Origin of the sequence: Aromatoleum sp., assembly GCF_032027225.1 — a bacterium.
GTDB lineage: Bacteria > Pseudomonadota > Gammaproteobacteria > Burkholderiales > Rhodocyclaceae > Aromatoleum.
Genome location: NZ_JAVSMM010000002.1, coordinates 67,343 through 90,649 on the forward strand (window position 1 = coordinate 67,343; position 23,307 = coordinate 90,649).

The following is a 23,307-nucleotide window of genomic DNA, read 5'->3' on the forward strand; positions in this document are numbered from 1 at the left end:
TGACAGATTTGATGACAAGTTCTGAGGAAAGACGATGACGGGAATAGAACGATACGTCGCGCCCGCGAGCCTCGACGAGGCGCTCGGTATCCTGCAGCAAGGCGAGGTGACGATACTGGCCGGGGGCACCGACCTGATGCCGCAGACGAACGCCGGCCGCATCGGGTTCAAGCCGACGCTGATGAACATCCGGGGCGTCGCCGGCTTGAAGGGCGTCACGCTCGACGGCGACGCGATCCGCATCGGCGCGCTGACAACGATCACGGACCTCCTCAACGATCCGCTCGTCAAGAAACACGCGCCGGTGCTCGCCGAGGCCTGTGATCACTTCGCGAGCGACCAGATCCGCAACGCCGGCACGCTCGGCGGCAACATCAACAACGCCTCGCCCGCCGGCGACACGCTCGTGCCGCTGATCGTGCTCGACGCGGTGGTCGAGCTGGCTTCGAAAGATGGCTCGGCGAACGGCGCCGTCACGACGCGCCGCGTTCCGCTCGCCGAGTTCTTCACCGGCCCCGGCAGGACGAAGCGTGCCGCGAACGAGCTGCTGACCGCGGTGCGCATCCCGTTGCCGAAGCCCGGCCACGTCGCACGCTTCTACAAGTTCGGCGCGCGTCCCGCGCTCGACATCTCGACGATCTCGATCGGCATCGCCGGCGTCCGCAAGGACGGCGCACTGACCGACACGCGCGTCGCCTTCGGCGCCGTCGCGCCGACGCCGGTGCGCGCGAAACAGACCGAAGCCGCGCTCGAAGGCCGCCGCCTCGACGGCACGACGATCGCGACGGCCGCGAACGCCGCGCGCGACGAGGTCAACCCCATCGACGACGTCCGCGCGACCGCCTGGTACCGCAAGGAACTGATCCACAACATGACGAAGAGGATGCTCGACCATGTCGCTCAAGCATGACATCGAATTCACGCTGAACGGCGTCAGAAAGCGCGTCACCGTCGACGTCGCAATGAACGCGCTCGACATGCTGCGCGACGTCGTCGGCCTCACCGGCACGAAGTACGGCTGCGGCGAAGGCGAGTGCGGCGCGTGCACGATCCGCGTCGACGGCACGACGCTCAACTCCTGCCTGATGTTCGCCGTCGATTGCAACGGCCGCGAGATCACGACGATCGAAGGTCTCGCCGCCGACCCGAAGGCCGACGCGCTGCGCGAAGCCTTCGTCGAGCACGGCGCGGTGCAGTGCGGTTTCTGCACGCCGGGCATGGTGGTGCAGGCGGCGCACATTCTCGACACGAACCCGGATGCCGATGCCGACGCGATCAAGCGCGGCCTCGAAGGCAACCTGTGCCGCTGCACCGGCTACAAGAAGATCGTCGACGCGGTCGAGTCGGCCGCCTGTTGTGGCGCGAAGTGAGGAACCCACGATGAACGTCGCTGAAAAACCCGTCATCGCCGCCGAATCCCTGATCGGCCAGCGCATCCAGAAGAAGGACGCGCCCGAGAAGGCCGCCGGCAAGACGCGCTACATCCAGGACATGGTCGTGCCGGGCATGCTGCACGCGAAGATCCTGCGCTCGGCGCGCGTGCACGCGAAGATCCTGTCGATCGACACGTCGGCCGCGAAAGCGCTGCCCGGTGTGCATGTCGTGCTGACCGCCGCCGATGTGCCCGACCAGCAGCCGATCGGCGTCGCCCGCGACCATCTTCCGCTGAAGGGCGAGCGCGTGCGCAGCCTGCGCGACGAGATCGCCGCCGTCGCCGCCGACAGCGAGGAGATCGCCGAGGCCGCGCTGAAGTTGATCCGCGTCGAATACGAGGACCTGCCGATCGTCGCCGGCCCCGAGGACGCGATCAAGCCCGGCGCGCCGCTGCTCCACCCGGCCCCGCTCGATGCCGACGGTCAGCCGAAGGCGCTGCCGCCGAAGACGCCGATCGCGTTCGCCGGCAAGGCCGACAACATCGCGATGCGCTTCGACTACACGCACGGCGACATTGCGGCCGCCGAAGCGGAATCGGACGTCGTCGTCGAGGACACCTTCCAGCTGCATTACGTCACGCACTGCTGCATGGGCGTGTCGGGCGTCATCGCCGAGTTCGATGCGTCCGGCAACCTGCTGATGTACTCGAACACGCAGGTGCCCTTCCTGCACAAGCGCGAGTTCGCCGAGTACCTGAACATCGACCCGAGCCGCGTGCGCATCATCCAGCCGCCGATCGGCGGCGGCTTCGGCTCCAAGCTCGACATCTACCCCTTCGAGGTCATCTGCATCTTCCTCGCGCGCGCCGCGCAGCGCCCGGTGAAGATGGTCTTTACGCGCGAAGAAGAGTTTCTCGCGTCGCCGACGCGCCAGCCGGTGCTGCTGACGCTGCGCTCCGGCTGCAAGAAGGACGGCACGCTGACTTTCCGCCAGGTGCACACGCTGCATGACAACGGCGCCTACACGTCGTGGGGCGCGACGACGCCGTTCGTGATGATGCAGACCTTCTCGTCGCTGTACCGCGTGCCGGCCTGCGACTACCACACGACCGTCGTCTACACGAACAACCCGTACGCGGGCTCCTTCCGCGGCTACGGCAACCTGCAGGCGACCTTCGCCATCGAGCAGCACATGGACATGCTGGCCGAGAAGATGGGCATGGACCCGCTCGACTTCCGCATGAAGAACGCACAGGACGCCGGCGAAGTCACCGGCCAGGGCATGACGTTCAAGAGCTGCGGCTTCAAGGAGTGCCTGACGACCGCGGCCGAGCGCAGCGACTACCGGAAGAAGCACGCCGACAACATCGCGCATCGCGGCGACCCCGGACCGGTCAAGCGCGGCATCGGCATCGCGTCGATGCTGCACGTCGGCGGCGGCGCGAAGATCTACCCGTCGGACGGCTGCGGCACGATCCTGAAGCTCGACGACTTCGCGAACGTGACGCTCATCACCGGCGCCTCCGAGATCGGCCAAGGCTCGGAGACGGTGCTGTCGCAGCTCGTCTGCGAGGAGCTGGGCCTGCCGATCTCGGCCGTCACCGTCGTCAATAACGACACCGCGATCACGCCGTGGGACGTCGGCGTGCATGCGAGCCGCACGACCTTCATCGCCGGCAACTCCGCGATCGGCGCCGCGCGCAAGGCGAAGGCGAAGATCCTCGCGGCGGCAGCGAAGAAGCACGGCTGCGACGAGACGACGCTCGACCTGCGCGGCGGCTTCGTCGTCGTCGCCGAGAGCGGCGAACCGCTCGTCGAGCTCGCGCGCCTGATGCGCAATCTGCACTTCTCCGACAAGGCAGAGCTCGTGATGACGACCTTCTACTACGAGCCGCCGAGCGTGCACCAGGACAAGGGCTTCAAGGGCGACGTGTCGGCCGCGTATGCCTGGGCGACGCAGGTCGTCGAAGTCGAGGTCGATACCGACACCGGCATCGTGAAGATGACGAAAGTCACCGGCACGCATGACGTCGGCCGCGTATTGAACCGACTCGGCCTCGAAGGCCAGATCGAAGGCGGCGTGGTCATGGGCCAGGGCTACGCGCTGACCGAAAACCTGATCGTCGAGAATGGCGTCACCCGCAACCCGAACTTCCGCGACTACAAGCTCGTGACCGCGCCCGAGATCCCCGAGATGGACGTCACTTTCGTCGAATCACGGGACGGCGAAGGCCCGCAGGGGGCGAAAGGCGTCGGCGAAGCACCGTCGATCTGCATCGCCGCGGCCGCGGCGAACGCGATCTACAACGCGACCGGCGTACGCATCTTCGGCCTGCCCTTCACGCCGGAGGCGGTGTATCGGGCACTGCGCGGCAAGAGCGAAAAGCCCCATTGGCAAGCGTGGAAACCAGAATGAAACGCCGAACGATCCTGTCGATGGAGCAGGCGCTGTCGATGCCGTATGCGACGCTGCGCTTCGCGCAGCTCGGCTGGCGCGTGATCCGCATCGAGTCGACGCCGTCGGGCGACGGCCTTCCGGGCGACCCGAACCGCTACATCGGCGGCAAGGTCGCCGACGACGATCGCCGCACGTATTTCATCGCGCCGAACGTCGGCAAGGAGGCGATCGCGCTGAACCTGAAAACGCCCGACGGCCAGGCGCTGCTCAGGCAGCTCATCGTCGAGCTCGACGTCGACGTCTTCTGCTGCAACACGGTGCCGCGTCGCTACAAGCAGCTCGGCATCGACTACGAGACGCTCGCCGCCGCGAAGCCCGACCTGATCTGGGCCGGCATCTCGGCGATGGGGCCGGACTACCCGGACGCGCCCGGCTACGACCCGGTAATCCAGGCGATGGCCGGCTACATGGAGCTCACCGGCCCGGCGGACGGTCCGCCGACGCTCGCCGGCGTGCCGCTCGTCGACCTCAAGGCGGGCGACGAGGTCTATGCGAACGTGATGATGGCGCTCGTCGAACGCGCCGAAACCGGCAAGGGCACGCGGATCGACGTGTCGATGCTGCAGGCGGCGGCGTCGTGGCTGATCACGACGCTGCCGCTGCTCGACTTCGACTGCGAGCCGGCCGAGATCACGCGCTGTGGCAACGAACACCGCAAGTTCATCCCGACCAACGTCTATCCGACCGCGGACGGCTTCATCTACATGGCGATCGGCAGCGACGTGCAGTGGAAGCGGCTCTCCGAGATCCCGAAGTTCCTCAGCGTCGGCAGCGCCACGCGGGCGACCAACGAAGGCCGGCACCGCGAACGCGAGGCGATCCACCGTGACGTCGCCGCGGTCACGAGCCGTTTCGCCACCAGCGAAATCGCCGCCGACTTTCGCGACGCGACGATCCCGCACGCGCCGATCCACGACATCCCCGCGGTGCGCGAGATGGAAGCGGTGCGCCGGCGCCTGACGACGACCCGGATGCCGGGCGGCAAGCTCGTGCATATGCAGCCGATGGCGGTGGACGTGGCGGGGTCCGCAAGCGGCGAGATGTCGTTTCCGCCGCGTTACGGGCAGCACACCGACGCGGTGTTGCGCGAAGCCGGCTGCCGGGCCGAAGAGATCGCCGCGCTCCATGCGAGAGGGATCGTCGCGGGCCATTAGCGCGGAAAATTGATACGACCGTTCGCCCAGAGCTTGTCGAAGGGCGCTGCCAGGGCTTCGACAAGCTCCGCGCGAACGCTATTTGGCTGCCGCGTTAATCGGTCAGCAGATGAACAGGAGGACGAAAGACGCGCCCGACGGCACCGCATCGGGCAGGCCGACCGGTATCACCGGGGGACACCGGCCGCCTTCATTCGACTTATCCCGGAACCCATCGACGGCGAGAGGAGCGTGCGGACAACCCGTGCGCGCTGGAGATCCTTATAGGTCCACACCGTAGGAGACAACAGAACATGAACACGTCAAGGATTCGGTTCGCGCTGTCCGCGCTCGTCCTCGCGGCATCGCTGTCGGCGCACGCGCAGGTGAAGATCGGCGTCGTGTCGTCGGCGACCGGCCCGACCGCGCTCGTCGGCATTCCGCAGAAGAACACCGTGCCGCTGCTGCCGACGAAGATCGGCGACCTCACGGTCGAATACATCGCGCTCGACGACGCGAGCGACCCGACCGCGTCGGTCACCGCGGTGAAAAAGCTGATCTCCGAGCAGAACGTCGACGCGATCATCGGGCCATCGGGCTCGCCGAACGCGATGGGCGTGATCCAGTTCGTCGCCGAAGCGGGTGTGCCGCTGCTCGCCCCGGTCGGCACCGCCGCGGTCGTGACGCCGATGGACGACAAGAAGAAGTGGGTGTTCAAGACCACGCAGAACGACGATATCATCGCGCGCGCGCTCGTCGAGCACATGGTCGCGAGCGGCGTGAAGACGATCGGCTTCATCGGCGTCGGCGACCCGTACGGCGAGAACTGGCACAAGGTGTTCTCGGCGCTCGCGGCGAAAAACGGCATCGAGATCGTCGCCAACGAGCGCTTCCAGCGCCAGGACAACTCGGTCACCGGCCAGAGCCTGAAGCTGATCGGCGCGAAGCCCAACGCCATCCTCGTCGCCGCCGCGGGCGGGCCGGCCGTGCTGCCGCAGACGACCTTGCGCGACCAGGGTTACACCGGTCGCATCTACCAGACGCACGGCGCGGCGCTGCCGGACTTCCTCAAGCTCGGCGGCAAGAAGGTCGAAGGCACGGTGCTTGCCGCGAGCCTGATGCTGGTGCTGCCGGAGATCGCCGACAGCAACCCGTCGAAGAAGGTCGCGACCGACTACATCGCCGCCTACGAAAAGCTGCACGGCTCGAAGCCGGCGACCTTCGGCGCGAACGTCTACGACGCCGGTCTCTTGCTGCAGCAGGCGATACCCGCCGCCGCGAAGACCGCCAAGCCCGGCACGAAGGAGTTCCGCGCCGCGCTGCGCGACAGCCTCGAGCGCACGCAGGAGCTGGTCGGCACCCAGGGCGTCTACAACATGACGAAAGACGACCACAGCGGCTTCGACGACCGCGGCCGCGTGCTGATCGCGGTGAAGGACGGCGGCTGGACGCTGGCGAAGTAGGTGCGGCGGGGGCAGGCGGGATATCGGGTCGGACTTCGCGCAGTTCGATCCGACCGACGTCCGCTGCGCCCCAGCCATTGCCCCGTAGGTCGGGGTGATCGAAGGCCGACATTCCCCGCCGGAACATCGCCGGCCTCGTGCGGGGGACGCCGGCCATGCCCTGCAAAGGCCCGCGTGGCCGCCGGCGTGCGAGGCCCCCGGATGTTGATTTCCGACAAGCCCGCCGCCGGCCGTCCGCACCTAGAATGAAGTCCGCCCAACAATTCCCTGCTCACCAGATGCCAGCGCCGGAATCTTCCGCCTTGTCCGCTCCGCTGTGGGTCAGCGCGTTCCGCCCGTTCTACCTGCTCGGTGCGCTTTACGCACCGTTGTTGATGGCCGTCTGGGCGGGCGCTTACCTCGGTGCGTGGGGCGTACCGTCCTCGGCGATGCCGCTCGGCCTGTGGCACGGGCACGAAATGATCTTCGGCTTCGCGGCGGCGATCATCACCGGCATCGTGCTGACCGCGCTGCCGAGCTGGGCCGGGACGCGGGAAATCCACGGTCGCCCGCTCGCGCTGCTGACGGCGCTGTGGCTGGCGGGCCGGCTCGCGTGGTGGGCGGCGCCGTCGCTGCCGCCGCTCGTCGTCGCGGTCGCCGACAACCTGCTGTTCCCCGCGGTGTTCGTGATGGTCGCGCCGCAGCTGCTGCGCGCCGCGAACCCGCTGTACCTGCTGCTCCTGCCGGTGCTCGCCGCGCTGTCGGGCGCGAACCTCGCCTTCCACGCCGGCCTCATCAATGGCGACACCGCGCTCGCGGCGCTCGGCCTGCGCGCCGGCGTGTACGCGGTGATCGTGCTCTACGTGCTGAAAGGCGGCGTGCTGACGCCGATCTTCACCGGCAACGCGCTGCGCGAGAAAGGGCGCGGCGAGCAGCCGCCGTTCCGGCTCACGCTCGATGTCGCCGCCGTCGCGCTCGTCGTGCTGCTCGCGTGCTTCGACCTCGCGTCGGCGCCGTCCGCCGCGACCGGCGCGGCCGCGCTCGCGTGCACCTTCATCCACGGCCTGCGGGTCGGGGGCTGGCAGGGCTGGCGCGTCGCCGACGTGCCGCTCGTGCTGGTCATGCACCTCGGCTTCGCCTGGCTGATCTTCGCGTTCGCGCTGAAGGCGGTCGCGGAGCTGACCGGCTTCGTTCCGGAAACCGCGTGGCTGCATGCCTTCACGGTCGGCAGCCTCGGCATGATGATGCTCGGCCTGATGACCCGCGTGAGCCTGCGCCACACCGGGCGAGCGCTGCAGCTGCCGAAGGCGATGCGCATCGCCGGCGTCCTGGTGTTCGCCGCCGCGCTGGTCCGGCTCGCGGCGTCGGTCCACGAACTCGACGCGTGGGTCGTCGCGGTCGCGGCACTGCTGTGGACGAGCGCGTTCGCGATCTACCTGTCGCGCTTCGGCGCGATGCTGCTCGCACCCAGCCTCGCGCGCAGCGGCGGCGGCAAGCGCTAGCGTCCGCCAAATCCCGAGCCCGCGCGAAACCCTCTCCCGAGCGTCCCGCTCCGTCGCCCCGTCCTCCCGCGCTTGGTTCCGCTTTCGCGCTTGGAGTACGCTTGGAACCCCATTCCCACGAGCCGGGGCGCGAAAAATGCTTCCTTCGCTGCGTCGGTCGAATCCACCAACGAGAATCCAGACCATGGAATTTGAAGGCGTCGACGCCGAGGTATCCCCGATCGGCCGCATGGAAGTCCTGTCGAGAGCGGAGGCCGCGGCCTTGTCCGCACAAGGGCGCGGCGGCCTGCGCGAAGTGTTCCGCAACTGCTCGCTCGCGGTGCTCAACTGCGGCAACCTGACCGATGACGGCAAGGCACTGCTCGACCGTTACCGGTCATTCGACATCGAGATCGTGCAGCGCTCGCGCGGCATCAAGCTCGACATCCGCGGCGCGCCCGCGCGTGCGTTCGTCGACGGCACGATGATCCAGGGCATCCAGGAGCACCTGTTCGCGGTGCTGCGCGACGTCGTCTATGCCAGCAGCGAGATCAACGGCCTCGACGGCGCGCGCCCGCCGAAATTCGATCTCGCGACCTCGGAGGGCGTCACCGATGCGGTGTTCCATATCCTGCGCAACGCCGGAGTCCTGAAGCCGGTGGTCCAGCCGAACGTCGTCGTCTGCTGGGGCGGGCATTCGATCAGCCGCGAGGAGTACGACTACACGAAGCTCGTCGGCTACCAGCTCGGCCTGCGCGGTTTCGACGTCTGTACCGGCTGCGGCCCGGGCGCGATGAAGGGGCCGATGAAGGGCGCGACGATCAGCCACGCGAAGCAGCGCATCACCGGAGGGCGCTACCTCGGCTTCACCGAGCCCGGCATCATCGCGGCCGAATCGCCGAACCCGATCGTCAACGAGCTGGTCATTCTTCCCGACGTCGAAAAGCGGCTCGAAGCCTTCGTCCGCGCCGGTCACGGCTTCGTCGTGTTCCCGGGCGGCGTCGGCACCGCCGAGGAGATCCTCTACGTGCTCGGCATCCTGCTGCATCCCGACAACGCGGAGCTGCCGTTCCCGCTCATCTTCACGGGGCCGAAATTCACCGAGGACTACTTCCGCCAGATCGATCAGTTCGTCGGCGAAACCCTCGGGGTCGAGGCGCAGCGCCGCTACAAGATCATCATCGACGACCCGGAAGCGGTCGCCCGCGAACTGCTTGCGGGCATGGGCGAAGTCCGCGCGTACCGGAAGGAGAAGCGCGATGCGTATTACTTCAACTGGTCGTTGCGGATCGAGCACGAATTCCAGCGCCCGTTCCACGCCACGCACGAGAGCATGCGCCAGCTCACGCTGCACAAGAAGCAGCCCCGGCACCTGCTCGCCGCGAACCTGCGCCGCGCGTTTTCGGGTGTGGTCGCCGGCAACGTCAAGAACGACGGCATCCGCGAGATCGAACGGCACGGTCGCTTCGAAATCCACGGCGACCCGGCGATCATGGAGCCGATGGACCGTTTGCTGACATCCTTCGTCGAACAGGGGCGGATGAAGCTCCCCGGCACCCGTTACGAGCCGTGCTACCGCGTGATCACCGAACCGATGCCGGAGGCGCCGGCTGCGTAGGCGGAAACCGCGGGCACCGCTGATCCGTCGAATCGAATCCCTCGAGAGGAAACCCGACATGAAGCACGTCCCTCCCTTCGTATTCGCTGTCGCAACGCTGTGCCTCGCCGCCGCCGCGCACGCCGCCGCGCACGCCGCCGACATCCGCCCCGGCCTGTGGGAATTCCGCTCGACGCGGCTGAACGTCGGCGGCCTGCCCGACATGTCGTCGCAGATGGCGCAGCTGCCGCAGTACCTGAAAACGCTGCCGCCGGAGATGCGCCGCTCGATCGAGCAGCAAATGGCGGCGCGCGGCGTCGCGATGGGCAGCGACGGCGCGGTGCGCAGTTGCATCACGCCGGAGCAGGCGAAGCACGACAACATCTACTCGGGCAAGGTCGAAGGCAACTGCACCCTCGGCGACATCGTGAAGACGGGCAACACCGTGACCGGACGTCTCAGCTGCACTAATCCCAACGCGAGCGGCGACTTTGCGGCGCGACTCGACGGCACCGAGCATTTCACGACCCGCGTGAACATGAAGTCGGCGCAAGGCGACATGCAGGTCGAAACGGACGCACGCTGGCTTGCCGCCGAGTGCGGGACGCCGCGGGGGTAAGACCGGGTCGCGACTTCTCGGGATAGAGCGACATGAAACGCGCGCGCGGAAAGAGCGGGTCGCCCGATCCCGTGTTCGTCGAACAGGTCGAGTTGCTGTATCGGAACGCCGCGGTCGCGTATGCGACCACGCTGATCAACGGCGCGATCCTGGTGTACGTGCAGAGCGAGCACATTCCAGGGGTCGTCCTGCTCGCGTGGTACGGACTGCTGGTCGTCGTGACCGCGTGCCGCGCCGTCGTCGCCCGGCGTCATGCTGTCGCAAGCCCCGACCCGGCCCGCGCCGTCTACTGGAATCTCCTCTACGTCGCGGGCACGGGAGCCGCTGGTTGCGTGTGGGGCGCGGCGGCTCTCGTGCTGTTTCCACCCGATTCGCTCGCGCATCAGGTCTTTGTCGCCTTCGTTCTGGCGGGGATGACCGCGGGCGGGGTCGGCGTGCTCGCATCGAGACTCGAAGCCTGCGCCGCGTTCGTGCTGCCGGCGCTGTTGCCGCTGGTGTTCCGGTACCTGAGGCTGGACTCGCCGCTGCAGAGCGCGATGGGCGTGATGACGCTGATTTACCTCGCGGCGCTCGCGGTCTCGGCGTGGAACTACCACTGCGCGATCCTCTCGTCGCTGCGGCTACGGTTCGACAAACAGGAACTCGAAGCCGAGATCGCACGACGACAGCGCGCCGAGGGGGGGCTCCTGCACGAGAAGGAGCGCCTGCAGACCACACTGCGCTCGATCGGCGAAGGCGTCGCGCTGATCGATGCCGACGGCCGGATCGAGGATCTCAACCCCGCCGCGGAACGGCTGTTCGGCCGCAGCCGGCACGAGGCCGCGGGCCGCCCGCCCGAAGAGGTCTTCGAATGTTTCGACGATCAGGGCTGGCGCAGCCCGACCGCGCTCGAAGACGCGCTGAAGTCCGCGACGCCACAAAGAAAACGCTCGGTGCTGTACGGCAAGGACAAGGTGGCCTACGTGGTCGAGGAACTGGCCACGCCGCTCCTCGACCATGACGATCGGCTCGTCGGTGCGGTATCGGTGTTTCGCGACATCACCGAACAGCACAAGCTGACCGAGCAACTGATCCACGCCGCCGATCACGACGTGCTGACCGGACTGCCGAATCGGAATCGGCTGAAGGAGCGGACCCGCCAGGCGATCGCGCGGGCGCAGCGCAAGCAGGAGAGTTTCGGCCTGCTGTTCATCGACCTCGACGATTTCAAGGTCGTCAATGACACGCTGGGGCACGCGTGCGGCGACTCGCTGCTCGTCGATGTCGCAAGACGCCTCGCCGAGTGCGTCAGGGAAGAGGACACGATCGCCCGGCTCGGCGGCGACGAATTCGTCGTGCTGCTCGACGGCCGGACGAAAAGGTCCGAAATCGAAGCGATCGCTACGAAGATCGTCGCCCGTCTGCGCGAACCTTTCCAGCTCGAAAGCCGGGCCACGACAATCGGCGCGAGCATCGGCACCAGCTTGTATCCCGACGACGGCCACGACGTGGAGAGCCTGCTCGCCGCGGCCGACGCCGCGATGTACCGCGAGAAGCACGGGCGCAACGACAAGAGTTAGCGTGGCGGGGTATGCGCCCTGAAGCATCAGGGTGTGGCCCTGCGAACAACGATCAGCCGTTTCTCCGGCAGATCCTCCGCTGTCCGGGTACCTCCGCGCCGTGGATGCGCAGCGCGCGCCGCGGCTCAGAGTTGTCCCGCGATCATGTCCCCGAGCGTCGCCATCGCGTTCTCGAATTCGTCCGACCACGGATGGCCGAAGTTGAGCCGGATGCAGTTGCGGTACTCGCGCGTCGCCGAGAAGATCGGGCCCGGCGCGATACTGATGCCGTGTGCGAGCGCGGTCCGATGCAAGGCAAGCGCGTCCACCTGCGGCGGCAGCTCGACCCACACCACGTAGCCGCCGCGCGGGCGGGTCACGCGGGTGCCCGCGGGGAAATGCCGCTCGATCGCCGCGGCCATCGCGGTCTCCTGCACTTCGAGCGCGCCGCGCAGCCGCCGCAGATGCGTGTCGAACGCGCCCTGGCGCAGGAAATCCGCGAGCGCGATCTGCACCGGGACCGTCGTCGCGAGGCTGGTCGCGATCTTCAGCCGTTGGATCTTTTGCGCGTAACGCCCCGCGGCGACCCAGCCGACGCGGTAACCGGGCGCGAGGCTCTTCGAGAAGCTCGACACGTGCAGCACGAGCCCGCTGGTGTCGAGCGACTTCGCGGCGAGCGGCGCCTGCTTGCCGAAATACAGCTCGGCGTAGGTGTCGTCCTCGACCAGCGGCACGTCGTGCTCGCGCAGCAGCTCGACGAGCGCGCGCCGGTTTTCGTCGGGGACGAGCGCGCCGAGCGGATTCTGGAAATTCAGCATCAGCAGGCAGGCCTTGACCGGGTGATGGCGCAGCGCGTCGGCGAGCGCGGCGACGCTGACGCCGTCGCGCGGGTGCGTCGGGATCTCGATGACGCGCAGCCCGAGCCGTTCGATCGCCTGCAGCCCGGCGTAGAAGGTCGGCGATTCGATCGCGACGAGGTCGCCCGGACGCGTCACCGCCTGCAGGCACAGGTTCAGCGCCTCCATCGCGCCCGAGGTGATGACGATCTCGCTCGGCTGCACCGCGACGCCGCCGGTCAGGTAGCGCAAGGCGATCTGGCGCAGCAGTTCCTCGTTGCCCGGCGGCAGGTCGGTGACGGTCGACAGCGGGTCCATGTGGCGCGCGGCGCTCGCGAGGTAGCGCCCGAGCTTCGCGAGCGGATACAGGTGCGGGCTCGCGAAGCTCGACCCGAGCGGGACCACCGCCGGGTCCTTCACCGATTCGAGGATCTCGAAAATGAAATCGCTGACGTTCAGGTCGGTCGCGAGGCCGGCCGGACGCGTGATCTGCGGCTCCGGCAGCGGCGGGCGCACGCGCGGACGGACGAAGTAACCGGACTTCGGCCGCGCCTCGATCAGGCCGCGGCTTTCGAGCTGGTAATACGCCTTCAGTACCGTCGACGGGCTGATCCGCTGCGCTCGACAAGCCTGCCGCACCGACGGCAGACGCTCGCCGGCGCGCAGCACACCGTCGCGAATGCGCTGTTCGAGATCCAGCGTCAGGCGGTCATACAGATTCATTCCCGATTCCTCGTGGTGCGGCCTCCGGCTCGCCCGGCCGTCTCCGGCCGTCCGGTGCATACGCAATCTAAGGCGCAGCGCAGCCTGCTTCCTTGATCTGGCTCGTGGCCGCATTCGCGCAGCCGGCCGGGCTTTCGTCGCTCCGCGGTCGCGACGCCGACTGTACCGGTCGGAAAAACGTTCGCCTGTAGCTACGTTTTCGGGCGCCACTCTGAAAAAATGGAGGCTGTGCTCAATGAACCATCAGGACGGGAAATGACCGCAGCGGCAATTCCGGCATTCGACACCGGCGACAAACCGGCAGCCCGCGGACGCATTCCGGGCAATCACGGCATCTGGGTCGGCATCACCTGCGAGTTCGTGGAGTTCCTCCTGCTCTTCACGGTGTATTTCGTCGCCCGCGCCCATTTTCCGGACGCGTTCGAGAGCGACGCGGCGCGCCTGTCGATCGTCGCGGGCACCGTGATCACGCTGCTGATGGTGACGAGCAGCTTCTTCATCGCCTGCTCGGTCGCGACCATGCGGGCGGGGCGGCGGCGGGCCTCGATCTGGTGGCTGGTCGCCGGCCTCGTCGTCGCGCTCGGCTATCCGCTCGCGAAATACCTCGAGATCCAGTGGAACGTCGCGCACGGGATCAACGGCGCGTCAGGGATCTTCTTCACCGTCTATTACTACCTGACCTTCACGCACCTGGTGCACGGATTCTGGGGAATCCTCGGCATGCTGTGGGTGCTCGTGCGCCACCTGAACAACGGCTACACCGCCGAGAACCATAGCGGCCTCGAAGCGCTCGCGAGCTACTGGCACGCGACCGACATCATCTGGCTGATCATCTTTCCGCTGTGCTACGTCCTGGCCTGAAATCATGAAAGCGAACGACACCGCTCGTCCGGCCGCACTGACTCCGCTCGTCCTGTCCTGGTTCGCACTCGTCTGCCTGACCTTCGTCGGTCTCGGGCTGTCGCAAGGGGACATGCGCGGGATCTGGTTCCAGTTGCTGGTCGCGGCCCTCGTGTGGTTCAAGGGCTGGATCGTCGCGCGCTATTTCATCGAGTCCCACCTCGCGCATCCCTTCATCGCGACCGTGGTGCGCGTTTTCGTCCTGTGCGTGCCGCTTGCGCTGGTCCTCACCGCCTTGCTCGGCGAGCGCTTCGCGCGGCTGGCGACCTTGTAGGCGTGGCGCTCGCGCAATGACGCCCGCCTGATTCGGCGCCCGGGTCGAACCAAACCCGATCGGTCCCGAGGAACGGCAAAACGCCCGTCGCCGGGCCGGATGGACCGGTCCTGCGACGGGCACTGCGAAGGGGACTGATCAACAGCGATTACTCATCGCGCCCCTGGCTGCTGCGGCCCGAGCTGCCCTGGCCGGTCTGGCTTTGCGACCCCTGGTCGAGGTTCTGTCCTTGGCCTGGCTGCTTTTGCGTGCCCTGCTGTTGCTGCGGCTGTTGTTGCTGGCCGCCTTGTCCTTGGCCGGGCTGCCGTTGCGTACCCTGGCTTTGCTCCTGCTGTTTCTGCCCTTGGCCCTGCCCCTGTCCGGGCTGTTGCTGACCGCCCTGCTGTTGTTGGGGCTGTTGCTGGCTCTGGCTTTGACCCTTTTGGCTCTTCTGTTCCATGACTTCCTCCAACTATTGGGGGCGACGGAAGCGTCGCCTGTGGAGGATGTAGCAATGGACGGTCCCGAGGGCGGCCCATCGACGTTCGCCGGCGATGGACGCCGGCGGGACGAGCCCGTTCGTAAGCCGCGAATGTCGCGCAGCCCGCCCAATTCGGGCATTCCGGACCGTCCCCGCGCTCTTGCTGTACCGACACCCCGCCCTCGCGCGCCTACGGCTCGATTTTTTTCAGCACCCGGCAAGGATTGCCCGCCGCGAAAACGTCGTCGGGCACATCCTTCGTGACGACGCTGCCCGCGCCGATGACCGAGCGCGACCCGATGCGCACGCCCGGGCAGATCACCGCGCCGCCGCCCACCCAGACGTCGTCGCCGATCTCGACCGGCTTGCCGGCTTCGAGACCGATCCGACGATCGGCCGCGCGCAGCGGGTGCGTCGCCGCGTAGATCTGCACGGCGGGGCCGAACAGCACGCGCGAGCCGATGCGGACCGGCGCAACATCGAGCACGACGCAGTTGAAATTGAAGAACACGTTGTCGCCGAGCGTGATGTTGCCGCCGTAATCGCAGTAAAAGGGCGGCTGGATCCACGTTCCGCTCCCGGCGTTCGGCAGCAGTTCCCGGATCAGGCGCTCGCGTTCGTCGGCCTGGTCGTCGGGCAGGCCGTTGAGTTGTCCGACCAGCAGGCGGGCGCGCCGGCGCTCTTCCGACAGTTGCGCGTCGAGCGGATCGTAGAGTTCGCCCGCCAGCATCTTTTCCTTTTCGCTCTTCATCTTCCCTCCCGGAAGCGGCCGCGCGCGTCGCCGCCGTTCCTCGTGCTCACAAGCGGTAACGCGGACAGCCGTGGTTCGCGCCGCTCGCGGCGTCGGGCGCGGCGCTTGCTCGCAGGACAGCGGGACGCGGCGGCGACCCGGGCTGCCTTCGAAGGGCGAAACCGCGGCATCCGAAAGCGAACGCGCACGCGCGACCCTGCCTGTGAGACAGTGCGAGCTTTGTTCGACGAGACCAGCGAATTGGAAGACAACTTCTTCATCGACCCCGAAGCGATCGTCCCGGCCGGCACCGACCCGGAAGGCGACGACGCGCTGCTCGACGTCGCGCGGGAATTGCACGCCTACCTGCAAGGCTTCAACGCGCGGCTCGTGCATAACGACGGCGCGGTCGCGATCGAGGTCGCCGGCGAAGTCGAGACCGACGGTCGCGCCTACCCGTACCGCCTCGTTCCCGAGCTCTGCGTGCTCGCGCGCGTGCAGAAGTGGCGCAAACTCGCCGCGGAACGCCATCTGGCGCTGGTGCAGGAGCGTCTAAACGAAACGACGCTCGCCGAGTTCCAGCGCGAGGTGCGCCACTTCATCGCGACCGTGCTGCAGCGCGCGCAGGCCGAAGGGCTCGACGCACCGCGCTTCCTCCGCGCGCTCGAAACCGGCAAGGAGCTCGCGAGCCGCCGCTACCGCATCGTCGAGGACCGGCTGGCCGAAGCGGCCGCGCGTCGCCGGCAGGAAACGCAGGCGGAAGTCGCGCGCGGCACGGTCAAGCTGACGCGCTATCCCGAGTCGTTCGAAACCGCGTTCATGATGCGGCGCCGCTTCATCGCGATCCTCGGGCCGACGAACTCGGGCAAGACGCACCAGGCGATGGAGGCGCTGGCGAAGGCCGAGACCGGCGTGTACCTCGCGCCGCTGCGTCTGCTCGCACTCGAAAACTACGAGCGCCTCGCCGAGCGCGGCGTCGCGGTGAGCCTCGTGACCGGCGAGGAACGGCGCATCACGCCGGGCGCGACCCACGTCGCGAGCACGATCGAAATGCTCGACACGTCGCGCGCGGTCGAGGTCGCGGTGATCGACGAAATCCAGATGCTCGAGGATCTCGAACGCGGCTCGGCGTGGACCGCCGCGGTGTGCGGCGCGGCGGCCAAGACCGTGTACCTGCTTGGCGCGCTCTCCGCGCGCCCGGCGGTCGAAGCGCTCGCCGAGCGACTGGGCTGCGAGCTCGAAGTGAAAACGCTCGAACGCAAGTCGCCGCTCGAAATGGACCGGCGCCCGGTCGGCAACATCGGTCAGCTGCGCCGCGGCGATGCGCTCATCGCGTTCTCGCGCCGCGACGTGCTGAACTGGGCGACGAACATCGCCGAAGCCGGATTTCGCGTCGCGACGATCTACGGCAATCTCTCGCCGGAAGTCCGCCGCGCCCAGGCCCAGCGCTTTCGCGACGGCGACGCCGACATCGTCGTCGCGACCGACGCGATCGGCATGGGCCTGAACCTCCCGGTCGCGCGCGTCGTGTTCACGACCGCGAAGAAATTCGACGGCATCTCCGAGGACATCCTGCCGCCGTGGCTCACGCAGCAGATCGCCGGCCGCGCCGGGCGCTTCGGCATCCACGACGCGGGCCTCGTCGCCGGCTTCGACGACCACACCCACCGCATCATCCACCGCCTGATGCGCACACCGGCCGAAGCGCTGTCGAACCGCGGCTTCTACGTCACGCCGTCGCTGCATCACCTGAAAAGCATCGCCGCCGCGACCGGTGAGCAGAAGCTCGCGCGGCTCCTCGAGCTCTTTTCGCGCAACATCGACCTCACCGACGACTTCTTCCTGCCCGGCGACCTCACCGAACAGACCGAGCGCGCGCAGTGGCTCGACACGCTGCCGCTGTCACTCGAACACCGCTTCACGCTGTCCCTCGTGCCGGTGTCGACGCGGGTCGAATCGCTGAGCCAGGCGTGGCAGGGCTGGGCGCGCGCGCTCGCGAAGGAGAAGAGCTCGCACCTCACGATCGAGCCGGTCGGCGACGGCCGCTACGCGCTGCAGGCGGCCGAGGACGTGTGCAAGAAATACTCGGCCTACGCGTGGCTCGGGTATCGGCTGCCGGATTACTACCCGGACGCCGAAGCCGCGGTCGCGCTCGCGCGCAGCATGTCGGAGACCGTCGACGAAATGCTTGCCCGCCAACACGGCCGGCGCGGCGAAGCGAAACGGCGCACCAGCCCCTACGGACGCGGGCGAACTGCGCCGAAGCGCCCTCGCGAAGGACGGACGCGGGCCGAGCGCGAGCGGCGCTGAGGCGGAACGAATCGGGGTAGCGAATACGCGGGAGCCACAAATCCAGGTTGCACCCGGCGACGCGAGATGCAACGTCCTCGGTGTCGGAAGCGCCCGCGTCGGCTATCGCCTGCGGCCGACGCCGACCTACGCCGAATCTACCGGTTCACGACACCCCAACGCGCCGAACCGCAGGTCGGGCTGAGCGCCACGATGTCCGACGTTCACGCCTTCAGGAAAACCCGGATCGACCGTCGCCTGCGGCTCACGCCGACCTACGCCGAATCTGGCGGTGACGGCATCCCGAAGCACGGAACTGCGCGATGGGCGGTCAGCAATCCGCCGCCTGCGCCGCTTTCGCGAGCGCTTCGAACGGGATCAGCACGCAGCCGTGGCGGCTGCGATGCGCGCGCACCGGCTCGAACACCGCGAGGTCGCCCCAGCCTTCCGGCGGATCGCCGCCGGCGAGCATCGCTGCGACCCGTTCGCGCAGAGCCTCCGCGTCCGCCGCGGACAGTCCGCTCGCATGTCGCCCGATCACCGACGCCGCGGCGCGGCACAGCAGGCAGCCCTTCACGTCGTGCGCGAGCGCGGCGATGCGGCCGTCGGCGAGTCGAACGTCGATGCGCACGCGATCGCCGCAGACCGGGCTGTCGCGCATCGCCGTCGCACACGGCGCATCGAGCCGACCCGCGCCGCACGCGTCGGCCGCGAGCTCCTTGATCCGCTGGTTGTACAAGTTCTCGATCACGTCGCGCAGGCCTCCGCGCAGCGCACTGCGGCTTCGGGCCGGGCGGACGTTCGGACCGCCGCGAGATCGCACGGCCGGTCGACATCGACGAAGATCGCGTCGTCATCGACCGCGACCCGCTTCACGCGGTCGGCGTGCGCCGCGATCAGCCCGCGCGCGCCCTGGTCGCCGGAAAGCTCCGTCATCGCCGCGAAGAACTCGCGCGGCCACAGGATCGGGTTGCCGCGCCGGCCATCCTTTTCGGGGACGACGATCGACGGCTGCGCGGGATCGAAGGCCGCGATGATGCGGTCGAGATGTTCCGCGCTGATCCGTGGCATGTCGCCGAGCAGCACGAGCACCGCATCGGCATCGTCGGGCAGCGCGGCGATGCCGTGTCGCAGCGAAGCGGACATCCCTTGCGCAAAGTCGGGGTTACGCACGACCGTCGCGCCGGTGTCGCCAACCGCGTTCGCGACGGCGTCGCCTTCATGGCCGACGACGACGGTCACCGACGCGGCGAGCGACGCGCGCGCGCTGTTCACCGCGCGCAACACCATCGGCACGCCACCGACCTCGGCCAGCAGCTTGTTGTCCGCGCCCATCCGCGACGAGCGGCCGGCAGCGAGCACGAGCGCGGCGATACGCGGACCTTCCGGGGCGGTCTCCGCGACCGCGTTCTCGTCTTCGTCCTCGTCGTCTTCCGCTTCGAGCGTCGTGCGGATCAGCCCCCCGACGCCCATCCGCATGATGTCCTGCGCCGACGGCGCGAGGCCCGCGAGCAGGCGCTGCAGGATCCAATCGAGACCGTTCATCCGGCGCGAGCGGCCGCAGCCGGGAAGGATCACGACCGGCACCGCGCCGACCCGCCCGAGCACCAGCATGTTGCCGGGCTCGGTAGGCATGCCGAAATGGACGATCTCGCCGCCGGCCGCGGTTACTGCCGCGGGCGCGATGTCACGGCGGTCCTTCGCAACCGTCGCGCCACAGACGAGCACGAGATTGCAGCCGGCCGCGAGCGCCTGCCGCACCCTCGCTTCGATCGCCGCGCGCTCGTGCGCGCAGCGCAGCACCAGCGCGAGGCGGCTGCCGAGTCCTTCGACGCGATGCCGCGTCGCCGCCACCGTGCCGGTGAAGATGCTCTCCTTCATCCCCGGCAGCTCGCTCATGATCAGCGCGACGCGGTGCGGCTTCAGTTCGGCGACGCGCACGAGCGGACCGCCCGACGCGATCTCGCGGCACGCCTCGACCACGTGGCGCGGCACCGCGAACGGGACGATCTTGATCGTCGCGATTACCTGCCCGGCACGCGCGACGGCGTGCTGCGGCAGCGTACCGATCGCGACCGACTCGCCGAGCAGATTGAGCCGATCGATGCGCTCGGCGTCGACTTCGACGATGCCGCGTACGGACGCGTGCAGATTGCAGCGGCCGTTGTACGGCGCGCGCGTCGCGGCGTTCGCGCCGGGACCGACGAGGCGCTCCGCGATCGCCGACGCGGCCGGGTTTTCGGCCATGTCATCGGGCGCGAGCCGCGCGCCGAGGACCGTTTCGATGCCATCGTCGCTCAGCGCGGCGAGATCGTCCGACGACAGCACGCGGCCCTTTTTCAGCGTCCGACCGCCGAGCTTCAGCGTATGCGCGAGGGTCACGCCCTCGGCGGTCTCGCAGGGGAATTCATCGAAGATCATCCGCGTCTCCCAATCATGCCCTTGTCGCGGCACGCGACATTCACCGTCGGCCGTGCCTCGTCTGGATCACCTGCGCGAGGATCGCGACCGCGATCTCGGCCGGCGAGCGCCCGCCGAGGTCGAGCCCGACCGGCGCGTGGATGCGCCCGACCGCTTCACCCAGCCCCGCTTCGGTCAGGCGTTCGACGCGCTTCGCGTGCGTGCGCGTGCTGCCGAGCGAGCCGATATAGAACGCGGGGCTCTGCAACGCGACGACCAGCGCCGGATCGTCGAGCTTCGGGTCGTGCGTCAGCGTCACGACCGCGGTCTGCGCGTCGATGCCGATGCGCTCGAGCGCCTCATCGGGCCACTCGGTCGTCATCGACACGCCGGGCAAGCGCTCCGGCGTCGCGAACGCGCGGCGCGGGTCGACGACGACGACTTCGAAGCCCGCGATCGCCGCCATCGGCGCGAGCGCCTGCGTCACATGCACCGCGCCGATCACGACGAGCCGCGGCGCGCCGACATGGCAGCGCACGAAAAGCGCGCCGTCAGCGGACGCGAGCGCGCCGCTGCGGTCGGTGCGCAGCCGCTGCCGCGTCTCGTCGAGCTGCTCGGCCGTCAGCGCGAGATCGCCTGCGACGGCATCGTCGCGCACCAGCGCCTGCAATCCGTCCTCGAGCCGCGTGACGACCGCGACGGCGCGCTTCGCCCCGCGGTCCGCGACGAGCTGGTCGAAAAGCTCCGCCTTCATCCGATGCGCTCCACGAAAACCTGCACACGCCCACCGCACGCGAGCCCGACTTCCCACGCCTGCTCGTCGCTGACGCCGAATTCGAGAACGCGCGGCTGGCCATCCGCGATCACCGATTGCGCCTCGCCGATCACCGCACCTTCGATGCAGCCGCCGGACACCGAGCCGACGAACGCGCCGTGCTCGTCGATCGCGAGATGGCTGCCCTCGGGCCGCGGCGACGAACCCCAGGTGCGCACGACCGTCGCCAGCGCGACGCCCTTGCCTTCGGCGCGCCAGCGCTGCACCTGCTGGAAAAGTTCGCCGTCGGTCGCGACCGCGGCGGCCGGCCTGCCGGTCGCGGTGCCAGGCGTCATAGCGCTTGTCGAATCCACTGCGGCACCGTCGGCTCGACCGTTTGCGATTTCGCGCGATCCGCCCGACGCAGCCGTCTCCGCACCTTTGCGCGCCGCCCCGAGCCGGCGCCCGACTCCGCCAGATCGCGCGTGAGCGTCGATCTGGTCCGCGAGCTCGACGATGCCCCGGCCGCTCGTCGCAACCGTGAGCAGCACCGGCACCGGTCCGCGCTCGTCGTGCCGCAGGAAGGCGCCCTGTTGCAGGTCGAGCACCGCGCGACTGGCGAGCGGCGAGTCGCCCTTGTTGACGACGAAGATGTCGGCGGTTTCGAGAATGCCGGCCTTGACCGCCTGCACGTCGTCGCCGAGTCCCGGCGCGCAGACGACGAGGTTCGTGTCGGCGAGCGCGCGGACATCGACTTCCGACTGTCCGACACCGACGGTCTCGACGACGACGACGTCGAAACCTGCCGCGTCGAACACGTCGACCACTTCGCCGGTCGTGCGCGACAGGCCGCCCAGATGCCCACGCGACGACAGCGAGCGGATGAACACGCGCTCGTCACCGCCGTGCTCGCCCATGCGCAGCCGGTCGCCGAGCAGCGCGCCGCCGGTGACCGGGCTCGACGGATCGATCGCGACGACCGCGATGCGTCGCCCGCGGCGCAACCATTCGCCGAGTAGCGCGTTGATCAGCGTCGATTTGCCGGCGCCGGGAGCACCGGTTACGCCGACCACATGGGCCCGCCCGCGGCGCGGCCCGAGTGCCTCGAGCAACTGCGCCGCACCGTCGCGAGCGTCTTCGACGAGCGTCAGCGCGCGCGCGAGCGCCGAGCGCGAACCGCCGGTGCCGTCAGCGACATCGATGTCTTCCGGTCGGATCATCATTTATCCATGATCTGTTTGACGTCCAATCATCTTGCACTTTCCGAATCGGCTGTGCAAGCGGCCACGGCGTCATCCTGCTCCGGCCGGCTGCAGCTTCGTCGCCCCCGCGTCGGCCTTCGCTGCGCTCAAGCCGGCCTACCTCCGCGGCGACGATCTCCCACCCGCTCAATGCCGCGGAAATACCAGGCCGAAGTCCTCGACGAAGTCGGAGAGCCCGACGTCTTCGAGGTCGTCGAGCGTCATCAGCATGTAGGGGTGCAAGGCGCCGCGGCGGACTTGCAGCGGCACTTGCGCGAGGCCGTCGGCGAGGACGGCCTGCAGCGCATCGGGATCGGCGACGAGCAGCATCGCGAGATCCGGGTCGAATTTGCCGCTGTAGCCGCGCAACCCGACGCTTGCACCGTCGTCGGTGCCGCGCCAGACGAGCACGCGGCCGCGGCGCGCGGCGTAGTCGTCCTTCGTCAGCACACCGATCGACGCGCCGGACGCGCGCACCCCTTCGCGGTCGAGCATCGCCTTCCAGGCGTCGCAGTCGAGAAATCCGTCGCTCATTGCGTTGCCTCCTCCTTCGGCGCCGGACGGAGGCGAAAATCGCGCCAAACCGTCCGACGAAACGGGGCACGGCCTTCCGCTAAAGCGGCCGCTCCCCGTGCCCGCTTCGTCACGTCGGCAGCATCGCCGTCACTTCGATTTCGACCTTCGCGCCTTTCTCGACGAAGCCGGCGACCTGCAGCGCGGTCATCGCGGGGAAGTGCTTGCCGATCAGCTCGCGATACACCGCGCCGATCTCGGCGAGCCGCGCGTTGTATTCCGCGCCGTCGCCGAGGTACCAGTTCATCCGCACGATGTTGGACGGCCGTGCGTCGGCTTCCGCGAGGATCGCGACGATGTTGGTCAGCGCCTGGCGGACCTGTCCGACGAGGTCGTCGGTCTGGAATTTCTCGTTCTCGTCCCAGCCGACCTGGCCGGCGACGAACAGCATGCGGCCGCTCGCGACGACGCCGTTCGAATAGCCCTTCGGCCGGACCCAGCCCGGGGGTTGCAGCATTTGCATCGTTGTCTCCTCGTTGGTGGTGG

Annotated in this window: 21 protein-coding genes; 12 read left to right on the forward strand and 9 right to left on the reverse strand. The window is 68.4% G+C overall.

What is annotated here, in order from left to right; translation table 11 throughout:
• Positions 1-34 precede the first annotated feature (34 nt).
• The 9 genes from ROZ37_RS03570 to ROZ37_RS03610 all read left to right on the forward strand — a co-directional run bounded on the left by ROZ37_RS03570 (position 35) and on the right by ROZ37_RS03610 (position 11,662).
• Positions 35-910: a xanthine dehydrogenase family protein subunit M gene (locus tag ROZ37_RS03570; protein WP_312657587.1), complete on the forward strand. Its 876-nt coding sequence runs from the start codon at positions 35-37 to the stop codon at positions 908-910.
• Positions 894-1,370, forward strand: coding sequence for a 2Fe-2S iron-sulfur cluster-binding protein (locus tag ROZ37_RS03575; protein ID WP_312657589.1), 477 nt, complete (start codon positions 894-896; stop codon positions 1,368-1,370). The genes ROZ37_RS03570 and ROZ37_RS03575 overlap by 17 nt, the downstream gene beginning before the upstream one ends.
• A gap of 10 nt (positions 1,371-1,380) precedes the next feature.
• On the forward strand, positions 1,381-3,789 hold the full coding sequence (locus ROZ37_RS03580) for a molybdopterin cofactor-binding domain-containing protein (RefSeq protein WP_312657591.1): 2,409 nt from the start codon (positions 1,381-1,383) through the stop codon (positions 3,787-3,789).
• Positions 3,786-4,985, forward strand: coding sequence for a CaiB/BaiF CoA-transferase family protein (locus tag ROZ37_RS03585; RefSeq protein ID WP_312657593.1), 1,200 nt, complete (start codon positions 3,786-3,788; stop codon positions 4,983-4,985). The genes ROZ37_RS03580 and ROZ37_RS03585 overlap by 4 nt, the downstream gene beginning before the upstream one ends.
• 293 nt (positions 4,986-5,278) lie before the next feature.
• Positions 5,279-6,427 carry an ABC transporter substrate-binding protein gene (locus ROZ37_RS03590; RefSeq protein ID WP_312657595.1) on the forward strand — a complete coding sequence of 383 codons (1,149 nt, stop codon included), beginning with the start codon at positions 5,279-5,281 and terminating at the stop codon, positions 6,425-6,427.
• 302 nt (positions 6,428-6,729) lie between these two features.
• Positions 6,730-7,908, forward strand: a complete 1,179-nt coding sequence (locus ROZ37_RS03595) for an NnrS family protein (RefSeq protein WP_312657596.1) — start codon at positions 6,730-6,732, stop codon at positions 7,906-7,908.
• Positions 7,909-8,092: 184 nt separating this feature from the next.
• Entirely contained in the window at positions 8,093-9,505 is a 1,413-nt protein-coding gene (gene ppnN, locus ROZ37_RS03600) for a nucleotide 5'-monophosphate nucleosidase PpnN (protein ID WP_312657597.1), read from the forward strand.
• Positions 9,506-9,563: 58 nt separating this feature from the next.
• Positions 9,564-10,103, forward strand: coding sequence for a DUF3617 domain-containing protein (locus tag ROZ37_RS03605; protein WP_312657599.1), 540 nt, complete (start codon positions 9,564-9,566; stop codon positions 10,101-10,103).
• Positions 10,104-10,135: 32 nt separating this feature from the next.
• A complete protein-coding gene (locus ROZ37_RS03610) occupies positions 10,136-11,662 on the forward strand; it encodes a diguanylate cyclase domain-containing protein (protein WP_312657601.1) in 1,527 nt (508 codons plus the stop codon).
• Between the two features lie 125 nt (positions 11,663-11,787).
• Here the strand turns inward: ROZ37_RS03610 and ROZ37_RS03615 are convergent, their stop codons facing one another.
• Positions 11,788-13,200, reverse strand: a complete 1,413-nt coding sequence (locus tag ROZ37_RS03615) for a PLP-dependent aminotransferase family protein (protein WP_312657602.1) — start codon at positions 13,198-13,200, stop codon at positions 11,788-11,790.
• Between the two features lie 255 nt (positions 13,201-13,455).
• Here ROZ37_RS03615 and ROZ37_RS03620 point away from each other — a divergent pair, with 255 nt between their 5' ends.
• Both ROZ37_RS03620 and ROZ37_RS03625 read left to right on the forward strand, forming a co-directional pair.
• A complete protein-coding gene (locus ROZ37_RS03620; RefSeq protein WP_312657603.1) occupies positions 13,456-14,061 on the forward strand; it encodes a cytochrome c oxidase subunit 3 family protein in 606 nt (201 codons plus the stop codon).
• Between the two features lie 4 nt (positions 14,062-14,065).
• Positions 14,066-14,374: a hypothetical protein gene (locus ROZ37_RS03625; RefSeq protein WP_312657604.1), complete on the forward strand. Its 309-nt coding sequence runs from the start codon at positions 14,066-14,068 to the stop codon at positions 14,372-14,374.
• A 148-nt stretch (positions 14,375-14,522) separates the two neighbouring features.
• Here the strand turns inward: ROZ37_RS03625 and ROZ37_RS03630 are convergent, their stop codons facing one another.
• Complete coding sequence (locus ROZ37_RS03630) at positions 14,523-14,813, reverse strand: hypothetical protein (RefSeq protein ID WP_312657605.1); 291 nt, start codon at positions 14,811-14,813, stop codon at positions 14,523-14,525.
• A 211-nt stretch (positions 14,814-15,024) separates the two neighbouring features.
• Complete coding sequence (locus tag ROZ37_RS03635; protein WP_312657606.1) at positions 15,025-15,585, reverse strand: sugar O-acetyltransferase; 561 nt, start codon at positions 15,583-15,585, stop codon at positions 15,025-15,027.
• Between the two features lie 240 nt (positions 15,586-15,825).
• On the opposite strand from ROZ37_RS03635, the gene ROZ37_RS03640 reads away from it, so the two are divergent.
• Positions 15,826-17,874, forward strand: a complete 2,049-nt coding sequence (locus tag ROZ37_RS03640) for a helicase-related protein (protein WP_312657608.1) — start codon at positions 15,826-15,828, stop codon at positions 17,872-17,874.
• A 310-nt stretch (positions 17,875-18,184) separates the two neighbouring features.
• Here ROZ37_RS03640 and ROZ37_RS03645 read toward each other — a convergent pair whose 3' ends face one another.
• The 6 genes from ROZ37_RS03645 to ROZ37_RS03670 all read right to left on the reverse strand — a co-directional run bounded on the left by ROZ37_RS03645 (position 18,185) and on the right by ROZ37_RS03670 (position 23,284).
• Positions 18,185-18,604, reverse strand: coding sequence for an iron-sulfur cluster assembly scaffold protein (locus ROZ37_RS03645; protein ID WP_312657610.1), 420 nt, complete (start codon positions 18,602-18,604; stop codon positions 18,185-18,187).
• Complete coding sequence (locus ROZ37_RS03650; RefSeq protein WP_312657611.1) at positions 18,601-20,274, reverse strand: molybdopterin-binding/glycosyltransferase family 2 protein; 1,674 nt, start codon at positions 20,272-20,274, stop codon at positions 18,601-18,603. The genes ROZ37_RS03645 and ROZ37_RS03650 overlap by 4 nt, the downstream gene beginning before the upstream one ends.
• Before the next feature lie 40 nt (positions 20,275-20,314).
• Positions 20,315-21,007, reverse strand: a complete 693-nt coding sequence (locus tag ROZ37_RS03655; RefSeq protein WP_312657613.1) for an XdhC family protein — start codon at positions 21,005-21,007, stop codon at positions 20,315-20,317.
• A complete protein-coding gene (gene meaB / locus ROZ37_RS03660; protein WP_312657614.1) occupies positions 21,004-22,230 on the reverse strand; it encodes a methylmalonyl Co-A mutase-associated GTPase MeaB in 1,227 nt (408 codons plus the stop codon). Before meaB ends, ROZ37_RS03655 begins: the two co-directional genes overlap by 4 nt.
• Positions 22,231-22,395: 165 nt before the next feature.
• Positions 22,396-22,782 (reverse strand): hypothetical protein, encoded by a 387-nt coding sequence (locus tag ROZ37_RS03665; RefSeq protein ID WP_312657616.1) that lies wholly within the window; start codon positions 22,780-22,782, stop codon positions 22,396-22,398.
• Positions 22,783-22,891: 109 nt separating this feature from the next.
• Positions 22,892-23,284 (reverse strand): RidA family protein, encoded by a 393-nt coding sequence (locus tag ROZ37_RS03670; protein ID WP_312657618.1) that lies wholly within the window; start codon positions 23,282-23,284, stop codon positions 22,892-22,894.
• Positions 23,285-23,307: the final 23 nt, after the last annotated feature.

Excerpts from the sequence above, each read along its gene's own strand:
- ROZ37_RS03620 (WP_312657603.1), top strand. The coding sequence starts at position 13,456 with ATGACCGCAGCGGCAATTCCGGCATTCGACACCGGCGACAAACCGGCA.
- ROZ37_RS03580 (WP_312657591.1), top strand. The coding sequence starts at position 1,381 with ATGAACGTCGCTGAAAAACCCGTCATCGCCGCCGAATCCCTGATCGGC.
- ROZ37_RS03665 (WP_312657616.1), bottom strand. The coding sequence starts at position 22,782 with ATGAGCGACGGATTTCTCGACTGCGACGCCTGGAAGGCGATGCTCGAC.
- ROZ37_RS03575 (WP_312657589.1), top strand. The coding sequence starts at position 894 with ATGTCGCTCAAGCATGACATCGAATTCACGCTGAACGGCGTCAGAAAG.
- ROZ37_RS03585 (WP_312657593.1), top strand. The coding sequence starts at position 3,786 with ATGAAACGCCGAACGATCCTGTCGATGGAGCAGGCGCTGTCGATGCCG.
- ROZ37_RS03615 (WP_312657602.1), bottom strand. The coding sequence starts at position 13,200 with ATGAATCTGTATGACCGCCTGACGCTGGATCTCGAACAGCGCATTCGC.
- ROZ37_RS03605 (WP_312657599.1), top strand. The coding sequence starts at position 9,564 with ATGAAGCACGTCCCTCCCTTCGTATTCGCTGTCGCAACGCTGTGCCTC.
- ROZ37_RS03635 (WP_312657606.1), bottom strand. The coding sequence starts at position 15,585 with ATGAAGAGCGAAAAGGAAAAGATGCTGGCGGGCGAACTCTACGATCCG.
- ROZ37_RS03670 (WP_312657618.1), bottom strand. The coding sequence starts at position 23,284 with ATGCAAATGCTGCAACCCCCGGGCTGGGTCCGGCCGAAGGGCTATTCG.
- ROZ37_RS03610 (WP_312657601.1), top strand. The coding sequence starts at position 10,136 with ATGAAACGCGCGCGCGGAAAGAGCGGGTCGCCCGATCCCGTGTTCGTC.
- ROZ37_RS03590 (WP_312657595.1), top strand. The coding sequence starts at position 5,279 with ATGAACACGTCAAGGATTCGGTTCGCGCTGTCCGCGCTCGTCCTCGCG.
- ROZ37_RS03655 (WP_312657613.1), bottom strand. The coding sequence starts at position 21,007 with ATGAAGGCGGAGCTTTTCGACCAGCTCGTCGCGGACCGCGGGGCGAAG.
- ROZ37_RS03650 (WP_312657611.1), bottom strand. The coding sequence starts at position 20,274 with ATGATCTTCGATGAATTCCCCTGCGAGACCGCCGAGGGCGTGACCCTC.
- ppnN (WP_312657597.1), top strand. The coding sequence starts at position 8,093 with ATGGAATTTGAAGGCGTCGACGCCGAGGTATCCCCGATCGGCCGCATG.
- meaB (WP_312657614.1), bottom strand. The coding sequence starts at position 22,230 with ATGATGATCCGACCGGAAGACATCGATGTCGCTGACGGCACCGGCGGT.
- ROZ37_RS03630 (WP_312657605.1), bottom strand. The coding sequence starts at position 14,813 with ATGGAACAGAAGAGCCAAAAGGGTCAAAGCCAGAGCCAGCAACAGCCC.
- ROZ37_RS03570 (WP_312657587.1), top strand. The coding sequence starts at position 35 with ATGACGGGAATAGAACGATACGTCGCGCCCGCGAGCCTCGACGAGGCG.
- ROZ37_RS03625 (WP_312657604.1), top strand. The coding sequence starts at position 14,066 with ATGAAAGCGAACGACACCGCTCGTCCGGCCGCACTGACTCCGCTCGTC.